Source organism: Synechococcus sp. H70.1, from assembly GCF_047502705.1.
Taxonomy (GTDB): Bacteria; Cyanobacteriota; Cyanobacteriia; order Thermostichales; family Thermostichaceae; genus Thermostichus.
Genome location: NZ_JANSIV010000038.1, coordinates 15,679 through 27,193, shown reverse-complemented (window position 1 = coordinate 27,193; position 11,515 = coordinate 15,679). Strand labels below are relative to the sequence as shown.

The following is an 11,515-nucleotide window of genomic DNA, read 5'->3' as shown; positions in this document are numbered from 1 at the left end:
GTCTACAGTTCCCCAGTCTAGGGGATCCCCAACGGATCGATCATTAAGTTTTGTAAACTTTCCCAGCTCCTGCCCTACCCGCCTGTGGAAAACTTGTGGAAAACTTTGAAAAACTGTGGAAAACCTGTGGAAAAAACCCCCTAGTTATCCACAAGGTATAAATACTCTGTGGAAAAGAGCACCCAGTTATCCACAGATTTTCCACAGGCAGGGGACAAGCCCAAAGGCTTACAGCACAAGGCTTTGCCAATCACCAGGCCATCGATTTCCACAATTTCCACAGGCCCTACTACTACTGTTAAAAATTTAAATTGGGTAGGGATCGTGGTTTTTAATCCTCTTCGCGCGCGCGAGAGTGCAAACTAGGGGCAAGTCAGTGCTAGGATTAGCGTATTCAGCTCGCAAGGCCCGCAATGGTACAAGCTCAACGCCCTCTGCAGGAAGAACCTAGGGCAAGCATGTTCGCGTCTGCCCCGCGCGACGGCCGCTCGGGAACTTCGCTGGGGGTTCGTGAAACTGAGCTCCTGGACGGGGCCAAGGAGCAGCCCTTTGCAGCAGCGGGAGGTAGTCCTACTGGTGGCCTTTGCTTTACCTGTGAGCAAGCCAAGCTTAGCCAGCAACTGGCAACAGTTGGGCGAGCTATCGCCAGTCGGCCCGCGCTGCCGATTCTGGCCAACGTGCTGGTGGAAGCCAGCGCAGAAAGGCAGCAGGTGGCTCTGACGGGCTTTGACCTAAGCTTGGGCATTCGCAGCGAGTTTGAGGCGGAGGTGAAAGCATCCGGTCGCCTTACGCTGCCAGCCAAGCTGTTTGGCGACATCGTCAGCCGTCTGCCCAGTGGTTCAGTTACGGTGAGCCAAGTTCAGGAGCGGGTTATCCTCACTTCAGCTGCTGGTCAGTACCAGCTACGCAGTGCTGCGGCAGAGGAGTACCCCACCCTGCCTGAGGTAGTGATCCCTGCTGCCATTGAGGGTGGTGCCGCGCGGGCTCTAGAGGTGCCCATCGAGAGCTTGTTGCAGGGAATTGGCCAGACCCTCTTTGCCGCCTCTAGTGACGAAACCAAGCAGGTACTCACAGGGGTGCATGTCAAGCTTGTGCCTGGGGAGCCGCCGCAGCTGGAGTTTGCAGCCACTGATGGACATCGGCTGGCCATAGCTCAGGTAGAAGTCGAGGGAATTCCAGTTGAGGTAGCCAGGGAAGGGAGAGGGCCTGATTTCACCATTCCCGCTCGGACTCTGCGGGAGGTGGAGCGCATCCTCAGCGCCCAGACTGGTGCCTCCAAGGTGGAGTTGCGCTTTGACCAGTCACAGGTACAATTTGTTTTGCCCCAACAGCGGATTACCAGTCGTCTCTTGGAGGGTCAGTACCCCGACTACAACCGTTTGCTGCCCAGGCAGTTTGAGCGGCAAGTGACCTTGGAGCGGCGACCCCTGATGGAGTCGCTGGAGCGGGTGGGAGTGTTTGCTGCCCAGCGGAACGACATCATCAAGTTCAGTCTCTCGGCAGCAACCCAAACCCTGCGCATCAGCACCGAAGCACCTGATGTAGGCAGTGGCGAGGAATCGCTGCCAGTGCAGATGTCCGGCCCCGATCTAGAGGTGGCCTTCAATGTCCGCTACCTGCTGGAGGCTCTCAAGGTGTTTCACACGCAGCAGGTAAGCCTAGAACTCAACGGGGCCACGCAGCCGGCTGTTTGGAAGCCACTGGGAGCGGTGCGCCTTTGCTATTTGGTCATGCCAGTGCAACTGCGGGCAACGTAACACTCTCCCGCCCTCCAGCTAGTGCTTATCCCCACCCCCCAGTTTCCGGGGAAAGGCTGCAGTGTAAGTGAGGTTGGGAACAGGTCCAGGCAGCGCTGGGGCAGGCGGGAGGCCAACAAGAGGGATAGGCTAGCTGGCCTCATGGCCTTGGAGGGCAGCTTGGGCATTGCGGCGCAGTCGGTTGGCCTTGAGCCGGCGCAGGGCGGAGGCGGGAAAGCGGCGGTCGAACTCCTCGTCGTCAATGCGAGCCAGCTCCTCGAGGTCGGGGGCGATGTTCCAGGGGTAGGGCTGAAAATCGGGAAGGGGACTGAGCCGGGCAAAGCGTTGGTTCCAAGGACAGACCTCTTGGCAAATGTCGCAGCCGGCCACCCAGTTCTGCAGGTTCTGGGCAATCTCAGCAGGGATCCGCTCGGCGTGGCTCTCTAGGGTGTGGTAAGCAATGCAGCGGCGGGAATCGACCACGCCTGGACTAACAATGGCCTGGGTGGGGCAGGCTTCCAGACAGCGGGTGCAGGTGCCGCAGTGGCTCGTGTGAGGTTGGTCAGGAACGAGCTTAAGGGTGGTCAGGATGACCCCTAGAAACACCCAGGAGCCATACTCACGGGTGAGCAAGAGACTATTTTTGCCAATCCAACCCAAGCCCGCCTGCATGGCCCAGGGCTTTTCTGCTATTGGGCCGGTGTCTACGTAGAATCGGCCCTGGTAATCCGGGAATTGCGCTTGCATCCAGAGGTGGAGCTGTTTGAGTCGCCGCCCCAGCACGCGGTGATAATCCCGCCCCCAAGCGTAGCGGGAAATCTTGCCTTTGCTGGGATCCTGACTATGGCAGGTGGGGGTGTAGTAGTTTAGGGCCACACAGACCAGGGAGCGCACCCCCGGCAGCACCCGCTTTGGATCCATTCGTCGCGGGTCAGCCATCCAGGCCATGTCGGCGGCCATGCCTGCAGCTAACCAGGCTGACAGACCCCGTAAGTCCGGGGGGTTTTCTATGCTGGCAATGCCAACTTTGTCAAAGCCCAGCGCCAGAGCCTGCTGCTTTAGCTGGGCAGTGACTCTGGCCGAGTCCATCTCTGATTCTCGAGCGATCCCCGACATCCCTATTCTGGCAGACCCATCACGCGGCGGTAGCGGGCCTCCAGTTGGGCCACCTGCTGTGAGCGGCGCCAGGGATCCCAAAAGCTGTGCTCGAACAGCTCCTGCCGCAGCTTGGCTACATCCACCGTTGTTACTTTGCCGTCGGCCACCACCCGCTTTCCTCTGACCCAGACGCTGTGTACTACCTGGGTGGGCCGGCCCAGTACCAGCAGCCCAATGGGATCCGTGCGGGGTAGCAGGGACAGTTGGGTGAGATCATAAAGCACGAGGTCCGCCTGCTTGCCCACTTCCAGGGATCCCAGCTCCTCTCCCAGCCCTAGGCCAATGGCCCCGCCGCGGGAGGCCATTTCAATACTCTCACGGGGAGCAATCCAGTGGCGGTAGTCGGGATCCGTGATGTTGTGCAGGATGGTGCCGATTTTAATGGCCTCCAGGAGATCCTGGGAATCGTTACTGGCAGCCCCATCGCAGCCAAAGGCCACATTCACCCCTGCTCGGCGATACTTGAGGATGGGGGCGATACCGCTGCCTAAGCGCAGGTTGCTCAAGGGGTTGTGGACAACCGTAGAGCCGGTGCGGGCCAGGATCTCGATATCCGCATCGGTGAGCCAGACACAGTGGGCAAGGGAAGTCCGGCTGTCCAGGTAGCCGATCTGCTGCAAGTGCTTGACTGCGCTGCAACCGTACTTTTCCTGGGCCAGCATCTGCTGAGCGCGGGTTTCCAGCAGGTGGGCATGGCGGGGGAGATCATACTTTTGGCTCAACTCCGCGCAGCCCTCAAACAGCTTGTCAGAACAGAGCTGAATGCCGGTGGGGGCCACCATCAGGCTAATGCCCTCCTCTGGGCGGTGGTACTTCTCAACCGCCTCTTCCACCAGGGCCAGCACTTCTGCTGTAGAGAGGGGATAGGCTGGTGCCTCCCCTTCTCCGCCTGGCAGGCAAGCAGGAAGCGCCTGATCCTGAAGCAGCGGACCAATGAAGGCGCGGATCCCGACCTCTCGGTAGGCCCGCACGGCTGCCTCGAGGGTGGCCAGCTCCTGGCCAGGGATGAGGATAAGATGATCCACTACGGTCGTGCCGCCGCTGAGCAGGGTCTCGACCGCCGTCGCCAGCGCGCTGAGGTAGATCTTTTCTGGATCCGGCGGCGAGTACTCGTGCAGTTGCGCCAGCCACAGTTCTAGCGGGTAGGGCGGGATGATCCCGCGCTGCCACAGCTCGGAAGAGTGGGTGTGGGCATTAACAAAGCCAGGCAACAAAAGCTTGTTGTGGGCATCGAGCTCTACGCCATCTGGGCCTACTGAGGCCAGCCCTTTGCCGATGGCAGCAATTCGCTCCCCTTCAATGCGGACATCTGTAGTCTTGTAGCCGCCGGCGGTAGGGATCACCGCATTGCGCAGGATAAAGCCCATGCCCAAGATCCGAAATGGTTGCCTGTTACCCTAGCTTGCCACTCCCCCGACTTCTTACGCAGCCCACAAAGGAGCTCGCAAAGGCGTTGTCAAGGCGCTCCTCCACACTTCTGCTGACTTTCCTTTCGTCACGAAGTCCCCTATTTCTTCTTCTTGCTAGAGCCTTTTTTGGCCGGCTTGCCCTCGGCAACAGGCTCATTCCCAGCAGCCTCCACCGCAACTTGGTCAGCCGCAGGTTCTGCGGGAGGAGCAGTTGCTGCTTCTGCCGCTTGCGGTGGCTCCGCTGGCTTGAGACCGGCCTGCGCAGCCACTTCAGCGACAAAATCCACTTTTTCTTTCTCAATCCCTTCCCCCAGGACAAAGCGAGCAAACCGCCGCACCCGGATGTTTTCTCCCAGCTTGGCAATGTGTTGCTTTACCAATTCCTCTACGGTAATTGATGGATCTTTGATAAAGGGCTGATCCATCAGAGACAGCTCTTTCAGACGCTTTTCAACGCGACCTTGAACAATTTTTTCCCGCACATGCTCGGGCTTGCTAGCCAGATCCTCCTTGCCCATCTCGATGGCCCTCTCTCGCTCCACCACTTCAGGAGGGATCTGGTCAATGCTGATGTATTCCACGTTTTGGCAGGCGGCAATCTGCTTGGCAATGTCCTGAACCAGCTTTCTAAACTCTTCGTTGCGGGCTACAAAGTCTGTCTCGCAGTTGACCTCTACCAAAACCCCGATTCGGTTGCCGAAGTGGATGTAGCTATCAACAACTCCTTCTGCAGTGATGCGACTGGCCTTCTTGGCTGCCCCTGCTAAGCCTTTCTGCCGCAGCAAAACAATAGCTTTCTCCCTGTCGCCGCCGGCCTCTTCCAGGGCTTTTTTGCAGTCCATCATGCCTGCGCCTGTTTCTTCGCGCAGTTGTTTGACTAGTTGGGGATCAATTTTGACATTAGTCTTGGCATCGCTCATGAGGGTTCCTCAACAAACTAAGGATATGGTAAAGATGTCACCTGACTCTGGGCCAAGCTGGGGGTGCTGTCGGCAAGCCAACCGTCCATTCCCCGCCTGGGTTACCAAGGCAGCCCCTAAAAGTGTTCCGCGCCCAAGTGGGCATTACCAGGACCCTGAACCGCTGGTATCCGCTCCTGTAGCCTACCATGGGAGCGACTAAAGTCGCCTCAGGACTTTTCTTCCCCCCACTGCGGGGGTACGGAGCTTGCGGCCGTTCCCTGGGAAAATTTTAAGCTGAGATCTCTGGACAGAGAATAGGCAGGGAAATCCTCCCTGCCTTGGAATTGAGGGCTACTCGCCCGCCTCGGGATCTCCTTCCTCTTCCATATCTTCCAAAGTGTCCTCTTCTTCTAGATCCATGGCCCCCTCGTAGTCGTACTCTTCCTCTTCGACCGTGTCGAGTTGCCCGTGTCGACCTTCATAGATGGCATCGGCCAGCTTGCCTACAATCAGCTTAATGGCTCGAATGGCATCGTCATTGGCGGGGATGAAAACGTCGCTGAGATCAGGATCACAGTTGGTATCTAGGAGGGAGATGATGGGGATCTTGAGCTTGATGCATTCTCGGACAGCGTTGGCTTCGCGCCGCTGATCCACGATAATCACGGCATCCGGCAGTCGGCGCATGGTTTTGATGCCGCCTAGGTACTTCTCTAGCTTGGCCAACTCACGCCTTAGGCGGGCTGCTTCTTGTTTGGGCAGACGGTCCAGCAGACCGCTGCTTTCCATCTCTTCGATTTCCTTGAGGCGATCAATGCGGGTTCTAATCGTGGCCCAGTTTGTAAGCATGCCCCCCAGCCAGCGCTGGTTAACGTAGTAGCTGCCACAGCGGGTGGCTTCCTGGGCAATGATCCCAGCAGCTTGGCGCTTGGTGCCAACAAAGAGGAAGCGCCAGCCCTTTTCGGCACCCTCCCGCACGTATTCATAGGCTTCATTGAGGTAGCGGGCTGTCTGCACCAAGTCAATGATGTGGATGCCGTTGCGCTCGGCAAAAATGTAGGGCCGCATCTTGGGGTTCCAGCTGCTGGCCTTGTGACCGAAGTGAACCCCCGCCTCCAACAGTTGAGGCAAAGTGACGACGCTCATGGTTCAGTTCTCTCCTACGGGTTAGCCTCCGCCTGAACAGATCCCAGTTGAGGGCACCCGATGGTTCAGGCGTGTGGGGTTTTGACAGCCTAACTAAGCTAGCACGTCCTTTGCGGGATTTGGCAGCTGGCTTGGGGCTCTTGCCAGGAGCCAGCTTCTAGTGCTAGTTTAGTAGAGCACCTCCAGAGCGCGTCTCTGGTACAGGTGCGTCGGGGCGTAGCGCAGCTTGGTAGCGCACCACTTTGGGGTAGTGGGGGTCGAAGGTTCAAATCCTTTCGCTCCGACTTAGATCCCTAACTAGGAAAGAGCCCCTGTCCAAGGACAGGGGCCGCAGTTTTTCTTCTGGAGTAGGCTACGCAGAGGGGGGAGGCAAGCTCTGGAGAAGACTGTGGACCACGGCCGCCGAGTTGAGGGCTACTGTCTGAAAGAAACTGAGGAAATCGGTATCGCTCCCTACATCGCTAACCGAGCGCACCAGCAGGCAAGGGATCCCAGCCTCCTGGGCCACCCGCACCACGGCTGCCCCTTCCATCTCCACCACCAGCGCCCCCGTGCGCTTGCGAATTTGGTGGCGGAGCTGGGCGTCGGCCACAAAGACGTCGCCGGTGGCCACCAGGCCTTGATGGATAGCCGGGTAGCGTCCTTGCAGGGGGTGGAGAGGGATCCGCTCCACCTGCTTCATGAGGAGGTCGTAGAGGGCGCTATCGGCCTCAGCGAGGGGATGGCGCAACTCAGGGATGAAGTCGATCCCCAAGACAAAGCCCTCTGGGCGTCCGGTGCCGAAATCGTGCTCGATAGCGGCATGGGCCAGGACCACATCCCCTAGATGGAGATGATCGGCCAAGGCGCCGGCCACGCCGGTAAAGATGATGCCCTGCAAGGGAAAATGGGCCACCAGCAGAGCTGCCGTGGTTGCCGCCCGCACCTTGCCCACCCCCCCCTGTACCACCACCACTGGCTGCCCAGCCAGGGATCCCTGATGGAATTGCCGCCCCAGGTGGGTATGGACGGCATAAGTCTCCATTGCCTGGGTGAGCATGGCCACTTCCTCTGGCAGGGCTCCCACAATACCGATAGCTTTCTGGGATGGGCTGGATGCAGTTGCCATGAGGCTTCCCTCAGTTCTTTCTTCCACCAAACTAGGTGCCCTGGAGACATTTAACCCGAAGCAGCTCCATTCTGGCCCAAGCCGGATCCGGCCAGGAAAGAGACCAGCCAGCTAGACGCGTAGGGGGTATAGTTAAGGTGGTTGGACAGGAAGTAGGAAAGAAGGCCATGGCCACCAGCGAGCCGCTCATTGAGCTTTCCCCAGAGGTTTTTCCAGGTTTGGTGGAAGAGCCACCCCGCTACGTGGAAGTGGTCTCGGCAGTGGTTTCCAGCCTCAAAGAAGATGCCGCCTACGAGAACCACGAGCAGGGGCACACCTGGAAATTCACCTATGGCAGCGTGGAAGTGTTTGTCCACCTAAGCGGCGAATCCCCCGAAGATACCCTCTTGGTGTGGTCTCCCGTTCTCTCGCTGCCGGTGGCGGAGCCGGCCAAGCTAATGCAGAAACTCCTGGAGAAAAACTGGAGTGAAACGCTGGAAGCGCGCTTTTGCATCTGGAACAACCAAGTGGTCCTCAACCACCACCGCACTCTGGAAGGGATCAGCGCCAGCGAGATCTCGCGCGCCATCACCCTTGTGGCCAGCTTGGCCGATGAGTACGATGAGCAGCTCCAGGCTGAGTTTCCCAAAGCTTGAGCTGCGGCGCGATCAGGATGGGATCCCCAGGCTACTGGCTACCCTATTGCGTAGCCCCCGGCACCTGGCAAATGGAGCAAGATACCTGGCTTTTGCAGCGGCTGCGCCAGGATCCCAGGCTCTGTTTGCGCTTTTACGGCTGGGATCGGCTTACCCTCTCGCTGGGACGGCACCAGGCCTGGCCGGATCCAGCGCCAGGGATTCCGGTGGTGCGCCGTCCCACTGGCGGAAGAGCGGTCTTACACCAGGCGGCTGAAGATGGAGCAGAGCTGACCTACAGCTTGGTGCTGCCCCTGTCTTACCTCCAAGCTCGGCTGCCTCGTTTGCAGCGAACCTCGGTGTACGACTTCTGCTGCCGCTTTTGGGTAAAGGGGCTGGCAGAACTGGGCGTTGAGGTGGATCCAATCCTCGCTCACAACCGAACCCATGCCCAGAACCGCCCAACCCCAGATTCGGGCTACCGCAACAAAACCAGTTGCTTTGCTGCCCGTACCCGCGCCGATCTCAGCTGGGGAGGCAAAAAGCTCATGGGCAATGCCCAACTGTGGCAACCTTGGGGGATCCTGCAACAGGGATCCCTCTTGCTGCGGCCCAATCTCGAGCTGTGGGAGCGCTATCTGCCCGGCTCGCAGGTGATTGGCCTGTACGACCTTTGCCCCACAGCGCCGGGGATCCCTGCTTTGGTTGCCCATTTTCTCCAGGCAGCGCAGGAGTGCTTTGGGGTGGAGTGGCAAGAGGAGGCCTGGCCAGAGCCGCTCCATTTGGAGGATCCCGCGGGGATAACCGGGCAAAGCTGACCCTGAGGGATAGGGCTTCCCCGCAGCGGAGACGGTAGACAACGTTGCAAGGGAGGAGGAATCTCCAGCTGAGGGGCCTGTGCTAAAACCAAGGCAGCGCTCAGCCAGGTGAGCCATGCCAAAAGTTTGGGCGGCAGTCTTGCTCAGTGTATCGCTGTGGATCCCGCAGCCTGCTTGGGCCATTGCCCTCCAACAAGTGCCCAACCCCCGCCGCCAGTATGGAGGATGGGTTTCCGACACCGCCAACATCCTCAGCAGCAGCACTGAAAACGAGCTCAACCGTCTCCTTACCCAGCTTGAGCAGCGTACCACTGCCGAGATGGCGGTGGTGACGGTACCCAATACTCAGGGATATGCCACGCCGAAAGCGTTCACCACGCAGCTATTTAACTACTGGGGCATTGGCAAGGCCGGTCGCAACAACGGCGTGTTGTTTCTCATCTCGGTGGGGGATCGGCGGGTGGAAATTGAGACGGGCAGAGGCTTGGCCACCATCCTTCCTAACAGCCGCGTTCAGCAGATTATCGACCAGCACATTCTACCCAAATTTCGCAATAGGGATTTCGAGGGCGGCACCTTGGCAGGAGTACGGCAGTTAACTGCAGTGCTGCAGGGGCAGCCAGTTGCCGAGGTTCAAGCTTCCTCTGCGCTTTCCCCTGCAGCCGTTCCTCGATCGGGTGGAAGGGAAGCCTTGGCCGTTGCTCAAGGCTTGCTGGAAGGGAGCCTACTGCTGCTGGGGATCCTGCTCCTAGGGCTGGGGTGGCGGCGCTCCCGCCTGCCGGTCTATCTCAAGGCCGAGCGGGGAGGAGGGAAAGTCCTATCGCTAACACGCCGAGAGCAGGGGACAACGGCTGCCTTCTCTTCGCTCCAGAGCGCCCCCATTCGCCGGCTTCTCTATCCTGGTTCCCTCTGCCTTGGTCTCTTCCTGATGTCGGTCAGCGGCAACTGGCTGGTACTGGTGCTGCCCTTCCTGGCAGTTGTGACCACCGACGGCATCTTGGGCTCGAAGCGTGGGATCCCGTTTCAGCCGGTGGTGTGTCAAAGCTGCGGTCGGCCCCTGCGCCCCATCCAGCCGCAAGTTCTGGATAAGCAACTTCCCCCAGCGCATCGCCTGGCCAAAAGCCGGCGCAGAGCCCGCTACTACGGCTGGTTTTGCCCCGCCTGTCGGGGAGTTGCCCTGGTTGTTCGCGAGGGAATAGCCTACCGTCACCTTTACTGCCCTAGCTGTCAAGCCCTTACCCTTGACCTCACTACCCAGATTCTCCAGGAAGCAACCTATTCCTCCAGCGGTTTGAAGTTGGAGATCCTAACCTGCCCGATTTGCCAGTACCGTAGCGAGAGAACAGTGGTGATCCCGCCACTTAGGGACAGTGACTCCGAGAGGGATTCTGGGAGTACCTCTGATAGCGATTTCGGGGGCGGCAGCAGCGACGGCGACGGAGCAGGCGGCAGTTGGTAAAAGGTAGTGAATGCCCCCTAACCCTAGAGATTTCTCTATCGATCTAAAAGGAGAGCCGGCCTTCTCTTAGATCCGTTAGGACAGTACAGTGGTAAGGGAGTGACAATAACAACTGGTGAGGATAAAAGCCCATGACTCTTGCAGAAGGCGTACAGCTGGTTACGTTTGGGGTGCTCTCGGCAATGGCCGTCGGCTTTGCCTTGGGGGTGATTTGGGCCCCTAACATTGTCTATTCTGGTTTTCTCTTGGGGGGCGTTTTCCTGAGCATTGCTGGGCTGTATCTCCTCTTGAACGCCGATTTTGTGGCTGCCGCTCAAGTGTTGATCTACGTCGGCGCTGTCAACGTACTGATCCTGTTTGCCATCATGCTGGTGAACCGCCGCTACACCTTTGCCCCTCTAAAGCTAGGCTGGCTGCGCGATGGAGTAACAGCAGTAGTGTGTTTGGGTCTGTTTGCCCTCCTAACAGCAATGGCCCTGAATACCCCCTGGCAGTTGCAGCCGATCCAGCCCATGAGTAGTGCTATGGTGATCGGCGGGCATTTCTTTAGCGATTACCTGTTGCCGTTCGAGCTGGCTTCTGTTCTGCTACTGATGGCCCTGATTGGAGCCATTGTACTAGCGCGTCGAGAGTTTGTCGCCCCCCAAGCCAAAGAGGGGGATCTTAGCTTGCTGGAGCGGGCCCGGCCCCCGCTTGAATCCGAGTTGGAACGCCAGACAGAACTGGTGAGCACCCGTTAAAGCGGCCTGCTTTCGGCCATCCACCTAGTGCTTTCCTCGTACTTTTCTATCCATTGGAGCCTTTGGCAATGTTGCAACTGCAGTTTTTTCTAGTAGTAGCAGCAGTCCTCTTTTGTATTGGCATTTACGGATTAATTGTTAGCCGCAACGCCATTCGGGTGCTGATGTCAATTGAGCTGATGCTCAATGCTGTCAACTTAAACTTTATGGCCTTCTCGAATTTTTTGGACTCGGCTATGATCCGCGGCCAAGTCTTCTCAGTGTTTGTCATTACTGTGGCGGCTGCCGAGGCCGCTGTAGGCTTGGCTATTGTGTTAGGGATCTATCGCAATCGCGCTACCATTGATATGGAGAGGTTCAACCTGCTCAAGTGGTAGCCTCCGTGAAGGGTAAAGCTAGCAAGTACCAGCAAAAGCCAGAATGCC

General features: G+C 58.5%; 11 protein-coding genes and 1 tRNA gene. 7 read left to right on the top strand and 5 right to left on the bottom strand.

Annotated features, from left to right (window positions below):
* The first annotated feature begins 458 nt into the window (after positions 1 to 458).
* Positions 459 to 1,757 (top strand): DNA polymerase III subunit beta, encoded by a 1,299-nt coding sequence (gene dnaN, locus NW827_RS02875; protein WP_414503315.1) that lies wholly within the window; start codon positions 459 to 461, stop codon positions 1,755 to 1,757.
* Positions 1,758 to 1,886: 129 nt separating this feature from the next.
* Here dnaN and queG read toward each other — a convergent pair whose 3' ends face one another.
* The 4 genes from queG to rpsB form a co-directional block, all read right to left on the bottom strand.
* The gene (gene queG / locus NW827_RS02870) at positions 1,887 to 2,825 is read right to left on the bottom strand and encodes a tRNA epoxyqueuosine(34) reductase QueG (protein WP_414403425.1); all 939 of its coding nucleotides are present in this window, start codon (positions 2,823 to 2,825) and stop codon (positions 1,887 to 1,889) included.
* Positions 2,826 to 2,854: 29 nt separating this feature from the next.
* Positions 2,855 to 4,261, bottom strand: coding sequence for an amidohydrolase (locus NW827_RS02865; protein ID WP_414362559.1), 1,407 nt, complete (start codon positions 4,259 to 4,261; stop codon positions 2,855 to 2,857).
* A 140-nt stretch (positions 4,262 to 4,401) separates the two neighbouring features.
* The gene (gene tsf / locus NW827_RS02860; RefSeq protein ID WP_414403423.1) at positions 4,402 to 5,223 is read right to left on the bottom strand and encodes a translation elongation factor Ts; all 822 of its coding nucleotides are present in this window, start codon (positions 5,221 to 5,223) and stop codon (positions 4,402 to 4,404) included.
* A 333-nt stretch (positions 5,224 to 5,556) separates the two neighbouring features.
* Complete coding sequence (gene rpsB, locus NW827_RS02855) at positions 5,557 to 6,351, bottom strand: 30S ribosomal protein S2 (protein ID WP_414362557.1); 795 nt, start codon at positions 6,349 to 6,351, stop codon at positions 5,557 to 5,559.
* 210 nt (positions 6,352 to 6,561) lie between these two features.
* Between rpsB and NW827_RS02850 the strand changes: the two genes are divergently transcribed.
* Positions 6,562 to 6,635 (top strand) — tRNA-Pro (locus NW827_RS02850).
* A gap of 68 nt (positions 6,636 to 6,703) precedes the next feature.
* Here NW827_RS02850 and NW827_RS02845 read toward each other — a convergent pair.
* Positions 6,704 to 7,459, bottom strand: a complete 756-nt coding sequence (locus NW827_RS02845; protein ID WP_414403422.1) for a 5'-methylthioadenosine/adenosylhomocysteine nucleosidase — start codon at positions 7,457 to 7,459, stop codon at positions 6,704 to 6,706.
* A gap of 167 nt (positions 7,460 to 7,626) precedes the next feature.
* Here NW827_RS02845 and NW827_RS02840 point away from each other — a divergent pair, with 167 nt between their 5' ends.
* The 5 genes from NW827_RS02840 (at position 7,627) to nuoK (ending at position 11,467) form a co-directional block, all read left to right on the top strand.
* The gene (locus NW827_RS02840; protein WP_414403421.1) at positions 7,627 to 8,094 is read left to right on the top strand and encodes a YbjN domain-containing protein; all 468 of its coding nucleotides are present in this window, start codon (positions 7,627 to 7,629) and stop codon (positions 8,092 to 8,094) included.
* 17 nt (positions 8,095 to 8,111) lie between these two features.
* Positions 8,112 to 8,891: a lipoyl protein ligase domain-containing protein gene (locus NW827_RS02835; RefSeq protein WP_414403420.1), complete on the top strand. Its 780-nt coding sequence runs from the start codon at positions 8,112 to 8,114 to the stop codon at positions 8,889 to 8,891.
* A gap of 115 nt (positions 8,892 to 9,006) precedes the next feature.
* Positions 9,007 to 10,350 carry a TPM domain-containing protein gene (locus NW827_RS02830; protein ID WP_414503314.1) on the top strand — a complete coding sequence of 448 codons (1,344 nt, stop codon included), beginning with the start codon at positions 9,007 to 9,009 and terminating at the stop codon, positions 10,348 to 10,350.
* A 131-nt stretch (positions 10,351 to 10,481) separates the two neighbouring features.
* Complete coding sequence (locus NW827_RS02825; RefSeq protein WP_414403418.1) at positions 10,482 to 11,090, top strand: NADH-quinone oxidoreductase subunit J; 609 nt, start codon at positions 10,482 to 10,484, stop codon at positions 11,088 to 11,090.
* A 68-nt stretch (positions 11,091 to 11,158) separates the two neighbouring features.
* Positions 11,159 to 11,467, top strand: coding sequence for an NADH-quinone oxidoreductase subunit NuoK (nuoK, locus tag NW827_RS02820; RefSeq protein WP_414403417.1), 309 nt, complete (start codon positions 11,159 to 11,161; stop codon positions 11,465 to 11,467).
* The last annotated feature ends 48 nt before the right edge of the window (positions 11,468 to 11,515 follow it).

Coding starts and splice junctions, on each gene's coding strand:
- NW827_RS02830 (WP_414503314.1), top strand. CDS start 9,007: ATGCCAAAAGTTTGGGCGGCAGTCTTGCTCAGTGTATCGCTGTGGATC.
- queG (WP_414403425.1), bottom strand. CDS start 2,825: ATGGACTCGGCCAGAGTCACTGCCCAGCTAAAGCAGCAGGCTCTGGCG.
- rpsB (WP_414362557.1), bottom strand. CDS start 6,351: ATGAGCGTCGTCACTTTGCCTCAACTGTTGGAGGCGGGGGTTCACTTC.
- dnaN (WP_414503315.1), top strand. CDS start 459: ATGTTCGCGTCTGCCCCGCGCGACGGCCGCTCGGGAACTTCGCTGGGG.
- nuoK (WP_414403417.1), top strand. CDS start 11,159: ATGTTGCAACTGCAGTTTTTTCTAGTAGTAGCAGCAGTCCTCTTTTGT.
- NW827_RS02835 (WP_414403420.1), top strand. CDS start 8,112: ATGGGATCCCCAGGCTACTGGCTACCCTATTGCGTAGCCCCCGGCACC.
- NW827_RS02865 (WP_414362559.1), bottom strand. CDS start 4,261: ATGGGCTTTATCCTGCGCAATGCGGTGATCCCTACCGCCGGCGGCTAC.
- NW827_RS02825 (WP_414403418.1), top strand. CDS start 10,482: ATGACTCTTGCAGAAGGCGTACAGCTGGTTACGTTTGGGGTGCTCTCG.
- NW827_RS02840 (WP_414403421.1), top strand. CDS start 7,627: ATGGCCACCAGCGAGCCGCTCATTGAGCTTTCCCCAGAGGTTTTTCCA.
- tsf (WP_414403423.1), bottom strand. CDS start 5,223: ATGAGCGATGCCAAGACTAATGTCAAAATTGATCCCCAACTAGTCAAA.
- NW827_RS02845 (WP_414403422.1), bottom strand. CDS start 7,459: ATGGCAACTGCATCCAGCCCATCCCAGAAAGCTATCGGTATTGTGGGA.